Below are 17824 nucleotides of genomic sequence, written 5' to 3'. Positions count from 1 at the left end.
TCGGCTAATATACTATATGAATAGGAAATTGCAAAAAAACTAGACCTTTTGATGACCGTCCAGGAAACGATCGACACAATAATTCACATATTCGACAGTTTCCTGATCAGTTTCATCACTTGGCAAACCCATTAAAATGCGCCATTCCATATTTCTTAAAATACCGAAATACAATTGTGCAGAAAATAATGGATTTGGACAGCTGAGCAGACCTTTGGCATGTGCCTGTGACAAGACTTCAGCAATAGAGTGCTGGATATGTTTTGGTCCCTGTTCATGAATATGCCGAGCAATATCCAGATTGCGTCCACTTTGTTCCAGCACCAGCCGCATAAATGCAGCATTTTCCGGCTGTTTGATATGCTGGTAGAAGTTCAGCAAGGTCTGAATTAAATAGCTTCTAAAATCTTTAGAACTGTCTAAAGAGAAGGGGAGACAGATATCTTTAAAGAACTGGGTACGGCGATAATCACAAATCGACTTAAACAGGCATTCTTTATTGCCAAAGTATTTATAAATAGATGCCTTGGAGCCACCGGCATGATTGACAATATCATCCAGTGATACAGCATCATAACCATGTTCCAGGAACAGCTCTGTTGCACTGATCAAAAGGGCGAGACAGCGCTCATGACTACGCTTGGTCTGTGGCACATCTTTGGCTAAGGGTTCCAGTTGAACGAGATCCTGCATATTGACGACTAAATCAGCACTTTTCGATTATTTCAGTTGCCATCATAACAAAGTTGTGCGCACATTTCATGGAGACTGCTGTATCTATTATCTTGACTAAGATTTATGCTAAATCTATCCGCATTATTTGACTAAAGTTTTAGAGTTTTTATTCTATCAGGCCATGGATTGAGCATTTTGAATAGGTATACTCGAACTTCAATAATTATAGCCAACACTGTGGAAAGGGAAGATGACACAACAAATGTCTGCAGGTTTAAAGTTTAGAGAAGCATTAGAAACTGAGAAACCACTACAAATCATTGGAACCGTAAATGCCTATGCAGCCATGATGGCGAAACAGGTCGGTTATAAAGCCCTTTATGTCTCTGGTGCCGGTGTGGCCAATTATTCTTATGGATTGCCTGACCTGGGCATGACCAGTCTTGATAATGTCCTTGAAGATGTACGCCGTATTACTGAACGTGTGGATACGCCATTACTGGTAGATATTGATACAGGCTGGGGTGGTGCATTTAATATTGCTCGTAGCATTAAGCAGATGATTGCAGCTGGCGCAGCAGCAGTACATATTGAAGACCAGGTAGCACAAAAGCGTTGCGGCCACCGTCCAAATAAAGAAATCGTATCGCAACAGGAAATGGTAGACCGGATCAAGGCGGCAGTGGATGCCAAAACGGATTCTAACTTTGTGGTCATGGCACGTACCGATGCCTTGCAAAAAGAAGGCTTACAGGCTGTGATTGATCGTGCTTGCGCCTGTGTAGAAGCGGGTGCGGATGCGATCTTTGCTGAGGCAATGACGGACATCACCATGTATAGAACAGTCTGCGATGCGGTGGGTGTACCTGTTTTGGCAAATATCACCGAATTTGGTGATACACCGTATTACACCACCGAAGAACTGGCTGAGCAGGGCATTCGTATGGTGCTATATCCACTGTCAGCTACCCGTGCAATGCAAAAGGCGGCTTTAGAAGTGATGCAGTCGATCCGTCAAAACGGTACTCAGGTAAATGTACTGGACAAAATGCAGCAACGAAAAGAACTCTACGAATTTTTAGATTATCACAGCTTCGAAGACACATTAGATAAACTGTTTAAGCAGGAGAATTAAAACAATGGCTGAAGGAAAAGTACTCACTGGCGCAGGATTGCGTGGACAAGTTGCAGGGAAAACGGCACTTTCAACAGTAGGCAAAAGCGGTGCAGGACTGACATATCGTGGTTACGATGTGCAGGATCTGGCAGAACACTGCCAGTTTGAAGAAGTGGCTTATCTGATTTTCTTTGGTGAATTGCCAACTGCTGAGCAGCTTGCAGCTTATAAGGCAAAACTAAAGTCATTACGTCGCCTTCCGCAAGCACTGAAAGAAGTGCTGGAACGCATTCCGGCGGACTCGCATCCAATGGATGTGATGCGTACCGGCGTCTCCATGCTGGGTAATCTGGAAACAGAAAAGTCTTTTGCTGAACAGCAGGATGTAGCGGATCGTATTCTGGCAACGCTACCCGCGATTATCTGTTACTGGTATCGCTATAGCCATGACGGCATCCGTATTGATGAAAATACCGATGATGATTCAATCGGTGCTCAATTCCTGCACTTACTGCGTGGTGAAAAGCCAAATGCGCTGCATGAGCAGGTGATGAATGTATCACTGATTCTATATGCAGAGCATGAATTCAATGCTTCAACTTTCACCGCACGCGTATGTGCATCGACATTGTCTGATTTGCATTCTTGTATTACCGGTGCGATTGGCTCACTACGTGGTCCCCTGCATGGTGGTGCCAATGAAGCCGCGATGGATATGATTGAAAACTGGACGTCGCCAGAAGAAGCTGAGCGTGAAATGCTGGGTATGCTGAAACGTAAAGAAAAGATCATGGGCTTCGGTCATGCAATCTACAAAGACAATGATCCGCGTAATGGCATTATCAAGCAGTGGTCAGAGAAGCTGGCGAAAGATGTAGGCGACACTGTACTTTATCCAGTTTCAGTCCGTTGTGAAGAAGTCATGTGGCGTGAGAAAAAATTATTCTGTAATGCTGATTTCTTCCATGCATCTGCTTATCACTTCATGGGTATTCCAACCAAACTGTTTACACCGATCTTTGTGATGTCACGCGTTACCGGTTGGGCAGCGCATGTGATGGAACAGCGCGCAGATAACCGTATTATCCGTCCAAGCGCAGACTATACGGGTCCGGAACTACGTAAAGTGATTCCAATTGCTGAGCGCGGCGCCATAGCAGTTTAAGTTACAGCTATTGTAAATAAAAAATAAGGTCTCCAGTGAGACCTTATTTTTTTATACACTATTTTTATTTAGTTCTAGTTTTATTAAATTTTCGTTTAACGGCTGAGCAGGGCGGGATCTTCAATGTGATACCCAGTTTCAAATTGAATGCCTAAATATTTTACAGTGACCAGTAATTTATCCTGTTTCGGAATTTTATAGATCTGATTTAACCTTAAATCGGGTTTATAGCTGATAGCCTGTTGTATTGGACTCTTATAGTGACCTGATTCAATCCGATATTGATAGGTCCATTTAGGTACGCTTTGTTTCGGATCATGCCATGCAGGTGCAGTGCCTTTTCTGGTCTTTAGTAACTTGAGCTGAATATTCTGCTTCGGAAGAGGAACTACCGGAGTCAAACGTTTCTTGATTTTGGCAATTTCCTGATCAAACTTCTTGCTATTCTGATCATAGTCAATTTTCTTGGTTTTAGGATTGATATATAGGGAATTGACCTGAATCAGCTGGTTTGGCATCTTGGATTTAAAATTATAATAATACAGTTGAGGCAGACGTCCACGCCCATCCAGATAATGGCGCAACAGATAGAGTTTTTGGTCCTTGGCTTCATAACCCAAAACTTCAAGGTTTTGTGGGCCACCCACCGTCGCAAGGCTCAATGGGCTAATACAAAGACCAAGTAAAAACAGACTAATATTGGCTTTCATCATTATCCTCATCCACCAATTTTTATAAAGACGCGAAATTAAGCAGTTTTGCTATCAATTAAATCCATCATTTGATCCGCAATCTGTTCCGTCAATATATCCAGGCGTTCCTCAGGTGTACCATCAATCAGATAGCGATAATCATAAGTTTGACCTTTATAGAAAACCGAAACAAAAAAAGTTCCTACCGGCTTTTCTTTACATTCACTGCCACCAGGTTTGAGCAAGCCGGTACAAGCTACGATCAAATCTGCTTCTTGAAACAGCTTCTGACCGGTAATCGCAAGTGCATTCGTCACTTCCGGGGATTCTGGGGAATATTTATCAATTAAATCCTGAGGTACCCCTAAGATTGACATTTTCAGATTGGCATCATAACAAACCAGTCCACCGAGTAAAATTTGTGCACCACATTCTTTATAAAGCGAAAACTGGCTGCTTAAATAGCCTGAGCTTGCACTTTCTACAAAAGCAACTTTCAGTTTTTTTTGTTCGAGTAAATCCCAACATTCTTTTAACATGGCTATCATTTTTATTTGAGGGTGATATATTCAATGTATAGACGAAATGCGGATTCTTCAATCACCCTTACGATTGTATACATTTATACAAAACATGCTGTTAAAAGCTAAATATGAGATACACATGTTCAAAATTCAGCGAATGAGTGTGTTTGACCAAGAGTTAAGCAAAATTTGCATTTAACGGTATCATCTCAGCTTAAACAGTGGTAAAAATAAAAATAAAGTGCTTGATGAAAGTAGGTTGTTACAATGAAAACTACAGTTAAATATGTAGTCCTGAAAAGTCTGGACTATCAGTTGGGTACCCCTTTATTTCAGGAAGAAATTGATGCGGATGCACAGTATTTTGATCAGATTCCTACGATTATTACCTACCAGAATTTAAAATTAAAGGTGAAAAGCAAGGAGTTAAAACGTTTGCAATTACCCGATGAAAAAGAAGATACCCAAACGATTATTGTAAAAATGGTCGCGATTTAATTGATAATTTGAATAAGATTAAAAAACCTCTTTCTTAGAGGTTTTTTTAATAAACTATTAGATAACAATATATTATAAAATATTTGCTTACTTATTTTTATTTATAATATAAAGGGTTTATAATGCAGTAATTAATATCTTAAAAGGGTTGCTTTGTTTTGTTTTGTTTTTGTTCCTCGCTTTAATCATATACTAATAATTAAAAATAAAATTTTCCTTCATTTTTAGGGGAATATCATGAAAAAACTTTTATCAGCAGTAATTCCTTTGGTTTTATTTTTAGTCTTTCTGCATAAGTGAATGTATTGATCAATCTTCAGATGGTTACAGATTGCGGAAACTATGTCGTAGTGCATGGGATTGACGATTCTGCTTATATACAAAATTATAATATGATAGAAAGCTATACTAATTGACTTGAATATATTTAGACTAGAATGTTCGGTAATTGGGTCTTCGCCCCATACTTAACCCAATTGTTTAATCTTCTCAAAAATGACTTGTATTTTAATTAAGTGTATAACCAATTTTTGATCTTCCCTGTATAAAGTATTTAGAATCTTTATATAGGTTTTGATGTCTTGAAAAAATATTAAATCTAAGTTTCATAGTTAATAATTTTACGAATTATACATAAAATGTTTATATTTTATAAAATTAGAATTTTGCATTTTTTAAGATATAGATTTCATCTGCACATATTAGTAGCCATTCTTATTATTTACGAGATGCTTGGGTAAATAATGTAAGTGTAAAAATGCATTATCAATGGTTTAAATCAAATTATTTTACATTGAATTAGTCTGTAACAGGTTATGACTTGGAGTTTATGCAGAAGGCTGTAGAGTAAATACTGAACTCGTAAAGATCGGTTCATTTACTTATAAAGGAAAAAGGAGCGTCTCCAATGGCTAACCAAAACCAACAAAATCCGAACCAGAATCAGCAACAGCGTCAGCAAAATCAGCAAGACCAATGGCAAAATCCAAATCAACAGCAACAGCAACAGCCTAACCAGCAAAATCAACAGAATCCAAATCAACGTCAGCAAAATCAGCAGAACCAGCAAGATCAACAGAATCAGCAGGATCTGCAACAGCAACAGCAGCCTAATCAACAAGGTCAGCAGCAAGATTCAACACAACAAGCTCATCAGCGTGATCAACAAAATCAACGCGGACAACAGCGCTAAGTATTGAAACTTGAAGAAAGCCGCCATAAGGCGGTTTTCTTTTGGGTTTCATAACTGAATTTAAGTTTGGAAGGACATTGATGAAAAAAATGCATAATAAAGTACAATCCCAAAAATTATGCATCTTATTTTTAAATGTCATTTAAATAGATAATAGTTGATTAAATTTTTGGTTACTCTATAAATCAAAAAGCTGAATTGATCATAAATTAATCAATAAGAAAATTCGTTAATTTCATTTATTATTAAACTTGTTAGAATTGACCTGCAATATAATAGGCGGGCTTTTTTAGATCAGTTTAATTTTTATTGATGAAGTTTAAGCCTAAACCTCTACGAGCCAGCGTGGATAAAAAGTATTTTCTGTTTCTTCAACGAAAATAATATTATCAACATGAAAATTTCGGATACCATCTCTGCGGATGTCATAACAAAAAAATTTCTCAGTCTTACCTTTACGACGATAACTATAAGGTTCCGCCTCGCGTGTTTCAATTGAACCATCATCTTCTCGCGCAGTGATGATAATGGTATGCAAGTTACGTCCAGCTGAGGAAATTATTTCTTTGATATGCCGATTACTCATATTAACCTCGATATCAATATAAATATCGCATGAAATACAACTGATAAACTCATGTTTTAAAAATAATTCTAATCGGAGTTTTATTATGTAGTATCTCTAGAAGGTTATGGTTTTGTTGTGTATCCATCCCTTAATAAAATTTCTATTTTAATCAGGTATAAGATAACTGATTATCTTTGTTAGCTTACTTTCAAGAAAGATTTTATTTTTAAATCATTTAAATTATAGATTTAGGCTAAGAGAAGAATTAGCGGATAGTTTTTTAAAACATTTTAAATTTTACTCTTCTTTCTTTTTAGTTACACAAATGATGATTGTTGACTATTGAATAACTTTAACCAATGTTTGAGCATAAGAATTTCTCATGATAATTATGAAGGGATCGCCATGAAAGATGAAGAAAAGCCTTTAAACTTCGATGATGATAATGAGCCTCTGGAATTTGATGACGAGGAATTTATCGATGATAAGAAGGAAGATGAATTATATAATGCAATTACTAAAGATGGTTCAAGTGTTGACCCGGCAGATGATGCTACGCGTCATACACGTCCGGAAGATGGTGATCCTCTAGAAGTGGAAGAGTGAAACTAATTCTAATCCAATAAAGCCCAATTTTATTTGGGCTTTTAATTGTCTTTTAAAAATTGTTAATAAAATATTTTTGCTCTATAAGTATTTAAATAAGTAAACTGACTGCTGTTATGAGTACTTAATTTTTCTTATCTAATAAATTTTCTTTATTCTGAGGCTTGGCAATAAATTCGTCTTTCATTTCAATAAAAAAATCATTGGCTTCTTCATGACTACAGTGCAACCAGTCATAGCGCAATTTTTCCGGGATGACAATAATCGAACGCTTTTCATCGTCTGGACGGTGAAACTGTTTCATAAATGGATGTTTATCTGCGTTCATGGTCAACATTGAAAAAGATCTGATTCTCTTGCCATCAATATGGGCATCATCATAAATTGCAGCAACAGTAAAAGGGTTACCATCTGCATGTGAAATTCCAAACCAATGTGAATTTCCATCTATATATTTAGGTTCATAGAACACATCTACAGGCACCAATGCAAATTGATTTTTTACCCAGGCATGCCGAAAACTGGGTTTGCCGGCAACTGTTTCAGTACGTGCATTATAGGTGTGACGACCAAATTTTAATTCTTTCGCCCAGGAAGGGATTAGTCCAAAATGGGCAATATCGAGTTCAAAATTTTCCGTACCACGCATAATGATAGGAGCAGGTGCAAGTGGATAGACATGAGATTTAATTTCTAATTCCAGCTGCTCTTCATGAATGTCGAGTAAAGACAAGCGTTGTTTCGAAGGAAACTCATAGTTTGAGCACATAATTGACCTCTACATTCTAATTTTTATCTGTAATAAAAATTAAGATAAGATGAATATAGACACAAAACCACTTAAAAACGTAATTACACTTTTTGCAGGTTTGGAATAACTTTCCACTCAGTATTAAACATGAAATATAAACATTTTACTCTTTAAGAAACTGGTCATGTAATGCATTCAGACCTAGTATGCCGGATGCCTGTTATTTTATTTTTATTAGAATAAGGACATAATTAAACAGAAGTAATTTAAGTCATAATTAACCTGAATTGACCTTTTTGACAAAACTGTGGTGCTAGACAGTAGGTTAATTACAATGTTTACTTAACTGTATATTTTTTACCCAACACCATTTATCTTACCTACATTCAATTACATACAGAACATAAAATCATCAAAACTAAGTTGGAAGGCTACAATTTTGAATGATAGTTTAAGTTTAACTTTTTAGTATCTGAGGTGAACAATGAAATTGTTGACATTATTAGGTGTAGGTGTGGCTGCAAGCTGTTGCTATCAAGTTATTAAAAATAATCAGCCAATTCTCGCAAATCCGGATTTTGATGAGACAGTAAATAGATTTTTATTAAAAGAGTTCTCGGCTTAATTGCTGGAACAATATTGTTAAGTAGATTCCTCAAATTTTCTTAGATTCAGGAAATTTTTAATGTGATGTAAATGATCTTATTTAATTTTTAATAAGATGATATTTAAATCAAGGTAGTTAAAAGAGGAAAATACTTAAACATTCCCATAAACTTATTCATAGGAAGAAAAATTATGCTAAACCTTATATTTTGTTTATTGGCTTTGAAGGGTGCAACTGAAATTGATCATCAGGTCCACGGGGGCGAGGTAGGTGACAATAAGGATTGAGCCTACTTAGATAGATGCTCATAAAACCCGGTAAATAGGAAATTTTATCTTTATCAATTAAGATTTTAGTTAAATATTTTATTGACAGTTTCTTGAATCTTGATTATTTTACTAGGTGTTCAAAAAGCTCCACACTTGATTAAATATCGAGTTTTATCCGCATCTTCCCCAAGGTGCGGTTTTTTTTATAAAAAAATATTAATTTTTTGCCTTTCCTAAGAAAAAAACGATGTTTTAAATACTTGCTTAAATATAATTTTTTCTAAATCTCCCGAGAAAAATATAAATAAGGTAAGAAATGCATTTTCATTTATTTCTGCCGTTGAAAATACCTGCATGTACCCTGATAAATAAGATAGCAATCCAGATATTGCTTCTTATTCTATTATCAGAATCGATAATGAAGTCTCAGCTAGTTTATAAAATCAGGAGGGTGTTACGATGAGTAATTTCAGTTTATCACCACTATTCCGTCGGAGTATTGGTTTTGACCGCTTAAGTGATCTATTCGATTTTGCATTACAAAGCGATACGCCAAACTATCCCCACTATAATATTGAAAAAGCAGGAGATAATAATTATCGTATTTCTATTGCAACTGCAGGATTTAATCAGGATCAACTTGAGATTAATTTGGAAAACAAGGTACTGACTATAATTGGTGAAGTAGTAGAAGAAGAAAAAAATGATCCAAACGTTGAATATTTATATAAGAATATGCAGCAAGCCGTTCATTTAAGTTATCGTTACGCCTAGATGAGCATGTCGAGATTCAGCAGGCAGATTATGACAATGGTTTATTGACTATAGAGCTGCAACGGAATGTCCCTGAAAAGGCGATGGCACGCCAGATTCCTATTGGTCGTAAAAAATAATGAACAGGTATGGGGAGAGTCGAAGACTCAATAATAAAAATAGTTTTCTAATAAGAATAGAACAAATTTAAGCCACCTTCGGGTGGTTTTTATTACCTTCAGAACTAGGTTGCTGGTTTGATTATTTGTTGCAATAATTAAATTTCAGACTTATTTAATATAGATATATATTTAATACCTATATATATTTATATTTTTTATAGATTGTCTATTGTTTGATCGTTGTATATTTTATCAACTATCCTAAATCAGCGCAAAATGGTTAAGGGGGAAGCTCACAGGAATGTGGGCTTTTTTATTTTATACACATAAATTAACCTTTCATTTAAAAAAACTTTCCAAATAGCTTTGGAATGCAATCCATATAGATGATACCTATAGAGGTTGTTATTTCTAATCTATTGAGGTGAGCAATGAAATTATTAACATTGATTGGCGCAGGTGTATTAGCTGGATATTGTTATAAAAAGGCTAAATATAAAAAAGGAAATGCAAAAAACTGTTCTCATCACGAAGCGGGGACAGAATCTAAGGCACCAAATATTCCTGAATAAATTGATCAAAGGCCTCACAAATGAGTGAGGTCTTTGACTATTTAGAAAGGAATAATAACAATCAAATGCAAATATTAGCTAAAGTAATCCTTAGCCTTGTTTAACTGAAGAAACGACTAGGCTGAGTATTTGTTGATTTTGCAATTAGTAGCTTTCTAGGCAATTTATATATTTATGAGAAGCCATCATACTTGTTTAACAAGTACTTAAAGAAACATAAAACTAACGGGTAAGAACTATTAACGTATATTTCCTATACTTACATGAATCTATTCAGAAGTTATCTTTAAATAGTTTTAAGAGAAAATATTTGGCTAAGGACTATAAAATGGTAATTAGGGATTGATCGGTTTAATTTTCTATTAATTTTATATAGTTAGATGAGATTTTTAAATTCTAGGGATCATTCTCCTTATATCTTGAATAGGGGAGCACTAAAGCAAGGAGATCGATATGTTCCAGTTCGTGCTTTGCTTATTTGGCCTACATAGTACCATTGAGTTTGAATGTACGGCTGATAGCGAAGAAATTAAGTTATGTCGCGATTGCTTGAAAGAAATTAAATAGGTTTAGTACAGTAGGGCTAGATACATTTGGATATAAAGTTACCCTGTTTCTTAAGGTGAAGTCAGGGCTGGTCTATTAGAAGCTAAAAAAATATCATTAAATATTCAATAGAAATTCATAATGATAAAGCTTTGTACGTGGTTCAATGATTTTGATGAAAATGATCATGGTGAATAATGAAAGTCAAATTTTTAAAGATGCATATTGGAAGTAAGCCGTCTGTCGATTTAATGATAGAAAATATAATTAACTGGATTCATTAGATTTAATCTGAATTAATAAAGTGCAAATATTTTAAAATTTCTAGTAATCCTTTATATTTAGGATTCAGTGTTAAGATAGGCTACAATATAAGTAACAAGAAGTCAGAGTGTCCTTTAATGACTAAGCTTGAAATATTAATAACTTTATTGGCTATCGTAATTATTAGTACAGTCATCTACGTATTGGCCCATACTTTGTAATCAAACCTCCCTCGGGAGGTTTTTTATGAAGTATTATTTGTAGATATTCATTCATATAAAGCTGTAATGAACCAAAAGCTCATAAAAAATATACCAAGTATCAAATGTTAATGAAATAGGATGAATATTCTTATTGATAATTAGAAGCTTCTGACATTATTTGAGGTATGACAATGATTTAATCAACAAGAAATTGATTAAAATTTTGGAAAAGTAATTTCGTAAAATCTAAAAATTCACAAAAAATAAATTTTATAGATTGTTGAGTTGAAATGGAGACAAACGAATACAATGTGATTCATTTTTAAATCTTTTAAGTTTATAAATCATTAGGTAAGCCTATTTTAATGCTCAATCTTCCCATCCAGTCGCGACTTGGCGGATTCTATTTCTTTTATTACGCCATTGTAGGCGCATTCATGCCATTCTGGAGTTTGTATCTTGAAGATCAAGGTTTCAGTTATTCAGAGATCGGGATTCTATCTTCAATTGCCATTGTCACTCGCTTTTTTGCACCCCTCATTTGGGGCTGGATTGCTGACAAATCTGGCAAACGCATGCTGCTGGTGCGCATTGCTACTTGGATGGAAGCCTGTATCTGGTTTATGATTTTTATCGTTCCAAACAGCTTTCAGTCTGTGGCATTGCTGATGCTAATTTTTAGCTTTTTCCAAAATGCGATTCTGGCGCAATTTGAAGGTGTGACGCTTTTCTGGCTCGGAGAAAAACGTGCCGAGCTATATGGCAAAGTGCGTAAATGGGGATCGGTGGGTTTTATTGTTGGTGTTTTTGCTGTTGGAGCAATATTTGAAATTATCCCGGTCAGTATGCTGCCAGTATTATTACTGTGTATTTCATTTCTTGCTTTTATCTGGTCCTTTAGCATTAAGGAACCTTCGACGGCGCCATCTGCACAAAAACAGCTTGAACCGTTATGGCCAATCTTGAAACGGCCAGTGGTTTACAGCTTTTTCATCATTGAGCTGATTATGCTTTTTTCCCATGCGCCATTTTATAGCTTCTATAGCAATTTTCTCAGTCAGCATGGATATAGTACCAGTCAGATTGGACTACTGTGGTCGGTTGGGGTGATTGCGGAAATTATCATGTTTGCTTATGCGACTTTATTTTTTAATCGCTGGTCGTGGCGAACACTGGTAATAATCTGTTTGTTGCTGACAGGATTGCGTTGGCTGATTGTAGGTCTGCTGCCTTCGCCATTTATAGTGCAGTTTATGGCACAAAGTATTCATGCTTTTAGTTTTGGCCTGTTTCATATGATTGCGATGCGGGTGATTTTCCAGAATTTCTCGGCAGGACAGCAGGGACGAGGTCAAGCACTCTATAGCACCATGTGGGGGATTGGCGTCGCTAGTGGCAGTATTCTTGCTGGTCAGTACTGGGATCAATTTGGCGGTGCGACTATCTTTATATATGCCGCTGTGGCTACGCTAATGGGTTTACTATTTTTATCTGGTTTACCCAATCAGGTGGAACCCACAAAGTCCACCTGAAATAATGATTCTTGAATTATTAGATCTGAATATCTTTATAACGATCGAACCATGGTTGCGCTTCTTCTAGTTGCGCAGCCAGTTGTAATAACAGATCTTCACGAGCAAACGGCGCGATAAATTGAGATCCTAATGGTAGATTCTGCTCGTTCCAGTATAGTGGTACTGACATGGCGGGTAGGCCAGTGATATTGGATAACTGGGTAAATGGCACCCATTTCAGGTTTTCCTTGACGATCTGATCAATCAGTTTACCCTGCGCCAATAGATGTGCCCTTCCCATACCCAGTAATGCTTTCATAATCGGTTTTTGCCAAGCGGGTGTTTTTACTTCACCATTGCGTGGAGCCACCGATGCCGTTGCTGGTGTCAGGTATAAATCATAGCAATCAAAGAAATGATTCATCTGGGAAACATAGACACCCCAGTTGTTCAGATTCTGGATGTATTCAATCGCCGTGGTCTTGGCACCAAAAGCACATAACACCAGAGAATCTAGCTCAAAATCAGTTGATTTAGACGGATATTGCCTACGGATTTCCTCAAGCATATAAGAGAACTGACTGAACCAGGTGGTAATAAAATCCTTAGCCAATTGCATCCCGTCAATCGCTGGATGATCTTCAATTACCTCATGTCCTAATGATTCCAAAAGTTTCACTGTCTGGTCGATGGCCTGAACTGCATCTTTGGAGATTTTGGTGCCAATAGGAGATTTGGTATTGAATGCAATTTTCAGTTTTTTCGGTGGTTGCTGAATAATCTCCAGATAATGCGTATGTGGTCGTTCGATCTTGAACATGGAATGATGATCTTCACCATGCGTAGCATCCAGCATCGCAGCGCTGTCACGAACGGTTTTGGTCAGAACGTGCTGAATCGCTGCACCATGCATGGCTTCACTCATTTGTGGCCCCCAAGGTGTACGTCCCCGGCTTGGTTTCAAACCAAACAGACCGCAATAAGAAGCAGGAATTCGAATCGAACCACCGCCATCACCCGCACCCGCAATCGGCACGATCCCCCCGGCAACAGCAGAAGCAGAACCACCTGATGAACCGCCACTGTTATGGGCTAAGTTCCAAGGGTTTTTACAGCTACCCCAGGCATCTGGCTCGGTAATGCCTTTGATTCCAAATTCAGGTGTATTGGTGCGGCCAAAAGTTACAATGCCGGACTTTTCCCAGCGATTCACAATTTCCGCATTGGTATCCGGAATATAGCCAATACGTTTAAAACCAGTACAGCCATAAGAAGTCGGATAACCGGCATACTCCTGAAACAGATCTTTAACCAAGAAGGGCACACCTGCAAAAGGACCTGATAAATTTGCCTCAGTACGTTTTAAGGCATAATCATGCATCGGGATCACGATGGCATTTAATTCAGGATTGACCTGATTACTGCGTTCTAAAGCAATATTCAGTAACTCTGAAGCATGGATTTCTTTTTTTGCGACCAGCTCGGCCAGTCCCAGACCATCATAGCTAAGATATTCCTGATAATTCATGACATTCCCTGTTTGAATAAATAAAAGTTAAAAATTTTAAGATGCAAGTACGACCTGATTACGACCCATATGCTTGGCCTGATAAAGCGCCTGATCTGCAATATTGATCAGATCCTGCAATTCGGTCTGCTGTGGTGCTTCCTGATGGGTAATACCCAAACTTACCGTGATATGCACCGATTTGCCGTGTTCCAGATAAATTGGTGTTTGCTGCACCAGCTCACGAATACGTTCAGCCACCCAATGCGCTTCATCGTGCTCTATATCCCACATTAAGACGACAAACTCTTCACCACCAATCCGGGCAAACAGATCGCAGCTGCGCAGATTGGTACGCACCAATTCAGAGAATTGCTGTAAAACTGCATCACCAACATGATGGCCGTATTGATCATTTAAGCGTTTAAAGTAATCAATATCCAGCATAATAAGAGAGAACGACAATTTTCTAGACTGTTTTAGTAAACTTTCACCTTCTTTAAAGAAATAATGACGGTTCATAGTGCGTGTCAAACTGTCATAATTGGCGAGATAAAGCACATGCTTATACAGCTCATTCCGGTTTTGGCTGATAATGCATAGAATCAGTGGTGCCAGTGCCAGCATAAACAGGCCGATACGTAAAGATACAAAAGTCGTAGAATCTGCAAGGGTTTGATCAGCCAGATAGATCTGTGTCAGGCTACTGTAAGTGGTAATCAGAACCAGTGTATTAATAATCGAGATTGTAAAAATACGATAAGTGAGTGCTGCCCAGATTAAGGCGGCCAGAGGATAGATTAATGCGCCAGGCCCGGCAAAAATATGAGTTAAAACCACACAGACTGCGACAGTGATCATCGGAAAAAAATAACTGAAAGAATAAGATTTTTTCCTGCGATTTTTCGCAAAATAACGAATTTGCTTGGCACTAGGAAAGGCCAGTACCAAAGGGAGGATGATAATATAGTTAACCATTTCCCCAGTCCACCACAGGAAAAAGTCAGATTTCATGTTTTCCGGAGTGATAAAGGAACCGGGGATATTCACCAGAGTAATCACTGCAAATGCTGCGCTGGCCAGACATCCTGCGAAGGCACAGATACCGAACAGATGAATAAAGGTAAACCCGCTGTTGTAGTACTTATAATTAATTTTGAAATAGCGAATACAGAATAGGGAAACGATAGTGCTTAACAGATTTGAAAGTGTCAGAAAAAAGCTTTGTAGAAAAAAGTCACCTGTGAGCAGGTCTGCAAACATATAAGCACTGAACGCACCTAGCCAGCCACCTTTATTGTTGAGTTGTGGAAAGCGTAAAAAGAAGGCGAGTAGGGCTGCATTGGCTGGCCATAAAAATGCTAAATAGCCGGTTGGTCGCGTTGCAATGCCAATAAAGCTACAGATAAGAATTAACAGCGCAATAATGAGATATGCAGAGCTATCCGGATCCAGTTGTTTTTCTTTAAAATCAGCAAATCGCAAAATGAAGCTACCTTAGTATATTTACAATGAAAAATCACATGCTGTTTTTTTAGTTAAATAAGCTTTGAGATCTTTCTTTTTGTTTTTGATTGTTTGTAATTTAATCAATACTTAAAATCGCATAAGTACAAAATATAAACAAAATAATGTGGAAAAGAAATGGCTATTATGTATCTAGCTGATATTTTTATTTAAGTAGATGAAATGATTTTTCGCCATACTCCCCACTGTCAAAAATATGCTAAGTTAGGGACAATCCAAGGAATACTATTTTTAATATGAAAAAAACATGTCTAAGCCTTATGCTGCTTACCTTAACCACCTGGGCGATGGCTGCAGATATAAATAAAAATACCCAAACAGCAGCACAAGCTTCAGCTGTTGCCAATACCTTCCGTATCGTAACACGTCCTGAAATCATGGGCTTATGGGGAATGGAAATCCCGACTAACCGCAAGTGTATTGAATATTATAATTTTAAAAGTGATAACAATGTGATTATTAAAAGTGGTGATGAATGGTCATCAGGCATCTATGACTATCAGTTGCCGCAAGATACCACCGCTCAGGTTCCGGCCTTAATTCTTCAGGTGAAATATGACAATAACCAGAAAGACTGTTCTGGCAATCAGGAAGATCAGTCTGGTGAAGTCTCACAGTATTTTGTGAAATGGCAGAACCCACATACGATTAATTTCTGTGCTACTGAAAAGGCAGAACAGTGTTTTGCAACTTTAAGACGTATTCTTCCTTAAGGTTACAGATAATAAAAAAACCGCTGAATGATCAGCGGTTTTTTTATTGAGGATACTGAGAGAGGATTAAGCCTTTTCTTCAGCACCTTCAAGTTGTTTAAGCAGATGTTTTTCGAGATAGTGAATATCCATTGCCTGCTCACAGAAGTTCTCATCCTGAAGGATCAGATCTTTATGCAGCGGGATATTGGTCTTGATGCCAGTCAGAATCATTTCATCAAGCGCCTGCTTCATACGGGCAATGGCTGTTTCACGATCTTTACCATGTGAAATCAGCTTGGCAATCATCGAGTCATAATACGGTGGAATGCTATAACCTGGGTAGATATGCGAATCTAAACGGATACCTGCACCACCTGGTGTGTAAAAAGTCTCAATCATGCCCGGAGATGGCATAAAGGTAGATGGATCTTCCGCATTAATACGGCATTCGATCGCATGACCTTTAACAACGACATCTTCTTGCTGAATATCCAGACCCAGACCGGCTGCGACACGAAGCTGTTGTTCAATGATGTCAACACCAGTCACCATTTCAGTGACAGGATGTTCTACCTGAACACGGGTATTCATTTCAATAAAGAAGAATTCGCCGTCTTCAAACAGGAATTCAAAGGTACCCGCACCGCGGTATTGCATTAACTTACATGCATTTACGCAAGCTTCCAGAATGTCAGCACGTGCCTGTTCAGGCAGGTTTGGTGCAGGAGCTTCTTCCAGTACTTTCTGGTGACGGCGCTGTAAAGAACAGTCACGGTCATACAAGTGGATCGCATGGCCATTACCATCGCCTAAGATCTGTACTTCAACATGACGCGGCTTTTGCAGGAAACGTTCCATATAAACCGTATCATCGCCGAACCACATTTCTGCATCACGTTGTGCCGCCTGTACAGACTCGAGCAGGGTATCCACGCGTTCAACGATACGCATACCACGTCCGCCACCACCCGCAGCAGCTTTTACGATCAGCGGAAAGCCGATTTCTTTGGCTTCAGCAAGGGCATTGTGGATGGTTACTGCATGGTCACAGCCTGGTACTGTTGGTACGCCGGCTTTTTTCATGGCAATAATGGCAGAAACCTTATTACCCATCAGGCGAATGTGTTCAGGACGTGGGCCAATAAAGATAAAGCCAGAACTTTCAACAATTTCAGCAAATTCAGCATTTTCAGACAGAAAGCCATAACCTGGGTGGATCGCATCCGCACCAGTAATCTCAGCTGCTGTGATAATTGCTGGAATATTTAGGTAACTGTCACTGCTTGCGCCAGGACCGATACATACTGCTTCATCGCAGAAACGTAGATGCATCAAGTCCTTGTCAGCATCTGAATAGACACCGACAGTTTTAATTCCTAAAGTTTTGCAAGCTCGGGTGATGCGCAGGGCAATCTCACCACGGTTTGCAATTAAAACTTTTTGCAACATTATTATGA

The 17824-nt window shown here is 37.9% G+C and carries 17 protein-coding genes and 1 pseudogene; 10 read left to right on the top strand and 8 right to left on the bottom strand.

The window, feature by feature from the left end; all coding sequences use genetic code 11:
- Positions 1-39: 39 nt before the first annotated feature.
- Positions 40-693 (bottom strand): TetR/AcrR family transcriptional regulator, encoded by a 654-nt coding sequence (locus FSC11_RS07840; protein WP_163166156.1) that lies wholly within the window; start codon positions 691-693, stop codon positions 40-42.
- Between the two features lie 232 nt (positions 694-925).
- Here FSC11_RS07840 and prpB point away from each other — a divergent pair, with 232 nt between their 5' ends.
- Both prpB and prpC read left to right on the top strand, forming a co-directional pair.
- On the top strand, positions 926-1810 hold the full coding sequence (gene prpB / locus FSC11_RS07835; protein ID WP_004810717.1) for a methylisocitrate lyase: 885 nt from the start codon (positions 926-928) through the stop codon (positions 1808-1810).
- 4 nt (positions 1811-1814) lie between these two features.
- Complete coding sequence (gene prpC / locus FSC11_RS07830; RefSeq protein ID WP_163166154.1) at positions 1815-2957, top strand: bifunctional 2-methylcitrate synthase/citrate synthase; 1143 nt, start codon at positions 1815-1817, stop codon at positions 2955-2957.
- A gap of 95 nt (positions 2958-3052) precedes the next feature.
- On the opposite strand, the gene FSC11_RS07825 is transcribed toward prpC, so the two are convergent.
- Together FSC11_RS07825 and FSC11_RS07820 are read right to left on the bottom strand one after the other, a co-directional pair.
- A complete protein-coding gene (locus FSC11_RS07825; RefSeq protein ID WP_163167742.1) occupies positions 3053-3667 on the bottom strand; it encodes an aminotransferase in 615 nt (204 codons plus the stop codon).
- A gap of 38 nt (positions 3668-3705) precedes the next feature.
- Positions 3706-4188: a CinA family protein gene (locus FSC11_RS07820; RefSeq protein WP_163166152.1), complete on the bottom strand. Its 483-nt coding sequence runs from the start codon at positions 4186-4188 to the stop codon at positions 3706-3708.
- Positions 4189-4440: 252 nt separating this feature from the next.
- Here FSC11_RS07820 and FSC11_RS07815 point away from each other — a divergent pair, with 252 nt between their 5' ends.
- Positions 4441-4671: a hypothetical protein gene (locus tag FSC11_RS07815; RefSeq protein ID WP_163166150.1), complete on the top strand. Its 231-nt coding sequence runs from the start codon at positions 4441-4443 to the stop codon at positions 4669-4671.
- Between the two features lie 907 nt (positions 4672-5578).
- Positions 5579-5863 (top strand): hypothetical protein, encoded by a 285-nt coding sequence (locus FSC11_RS07810; protein ID WP_004809157.1) that lies wholly within the window; start codon positions 5579-5581, stop codon positions 5861-5863.
- Between the two features lie 325 nt (positions 5864-6188).
- On the opposite strand, the gene FSC11_RS07805 is transcribed toward FSC11_RS07810, so the two are convergent.
- Complete coding sequence (locus tag FSC11_RS07805; RefSeq protein ID WP_163166147.1) at positions 6189-6449, bottom strand: WYL domain-containing protein; 261 nt, start codon at positions 6447-6449, stop codon at positions 6189-6191.
- A gap of 387 nt (positions 6450-6836) precedes the next feature.
- Here FSC11_RS07805 and FSC11_RS07800 point away from each other — a divergent pair, with 387 nt between their 5' ends.
- On the top strand, positions 6837-7037 hold the full coding sequence (locus FSC11_RS07800; protein WP_005221851.1) for a hypothetical protein: 201 nt from the start codon (positions 6837-6839) through the stop codon (positions 7035-7037).
- Between the two features lie 124 nt (positions 7038-7161).
- Here FSC11_RS07800 and FSC11_RS07795 read toward each other — a convergent pair whose 3' ends face one another.
- The gene (locus FSC11_RS07795; RefSeq protein ID WP_163166145.1) at positions 7162-7806 is read right to left on the bottom strand and encodes an SOS response-associated peptidase; all 645 of its coding nucleotides are present in this window, start codon (positions 7804-7806) and stop codon (positions 7162-7164) included.
- 466 nt (positions 7807-8272) lie between these two features.
- On the opposite strand from FSC11_RS07795, the gene FSC11_RS16135 reads away from it, so the two are divergent.
- From FSC11_RS16135 to FSC11_RS07785, 4 genes and pseudogenes are all read left to right on the top strand, one after another.
- Complete coding sequence (locus FSC11_RS16135; protein WP_171521707.1) at positions 8273-8413, top strand: hypothetical protein; 141 nt, start codon at positions 8273-8275, stop codon at positions 8411-8413.
- Positions 8414-9123: 710 nt separating this feature from the next.
- Positions 9124-9557, top strand: a pseudogene (locus FSC11_RS07790) (Hsp20 family protein).
- 413 nt (positions 9558-9970) lie between these two features.
- Complete coding sequence (locus FSC11_RS16130; protein WP_171521706.1) at positions 9971-10111, top strand: hypothetical protein; 141 nt, start codon at positions 9971-9973, stop codon at positions 10109-10111.
- Between the two features lie 1378 nt (positions 10112-11489).
- Complete coding sequence (locus FSC11_RS07785) at positions 11490-12656, top strand: MFS transporter (protein WP_163166143.1); 1167 nt, start codon at positions 11490-11492, stop codon at positions 12654-12656.
- A 19-nt stretch (positions 12657-12675) separates the two neighbouring features.
- Here FSC11_RS07785 and FSC11_RS07780 read toward each other — a convergent pair whose 3' ends face one another.
- Together FSC11_RS07780 and FSC11_RS07775 are read right to left on the bottom strand one after the other, a co-directional pair.
- Complete coding sequence (locus FSC11_RS07780) at positions 12676-14166, bottom strand: amidase (RefSeq protein WP_163166141.1); 1491 nt, start codon at positions 14164-14166, stop codon at positions 12676-12678.
- Between the two features lie 36 nt (positions 14167-14202).
- Positions 14203-15630, bottom strand: a complete 1428-nt coding sequence (locus FSC11_RS07775) for a GGDEF domain-containing protein (protein ID WP_163166139.1) — start codon at positions 15628-15630, stop codon at positions 14203-14205.
- 329 nt (positions 15631-15959) lie between these two features.
- Here FSC11_RS07775 and FSC11_RS07770 point away from each other — a divergent pair, with 329 nt between their 5' ends.
- Entirely contained in the window at positions 15960-16385 is a 426-nt protein-coding gene (locus tag FSC11_RS07770) for a hypothetical protein (protein ID WP_171521738.1), read from the top strand.
- 66 nt (positions 16386-16451) lie between these two features.
- On the opposite strand, the gene accC is transcribed toward FSC11_RS07770, so the two are convergent.
- The gene (gene accC, locus FSC11_RS07765) at positions 16452-17816 is read right to left on the bottom strand and encodes an acetyl-CoA carboxylase biotin carboxylase subunit (protein ID WP_163166135.1); all 1365 of its coding nucleotides are present in this window, start codon (positions 17814-17816) and stop codon (positions 16452-16454) included.
- Between the last annotated feature and the right edge of the window lie 8 nt (positions 17817-17824).

The sequence above is a fragment of the Acinetobacter schindleri genome (assembly GCF_010918895.1).
Lineage (GTDB): Bacteria > Pseudomonadota > Gammaproteobacteria > Pseudomonadales > Moraxellaceae > Acinetobacter > Acinetobacter schindleri.
Note: the sequence above shows the minus strand (reverse complement) of the source record. Positions and strands in the feature narration are given on the sequence as shown.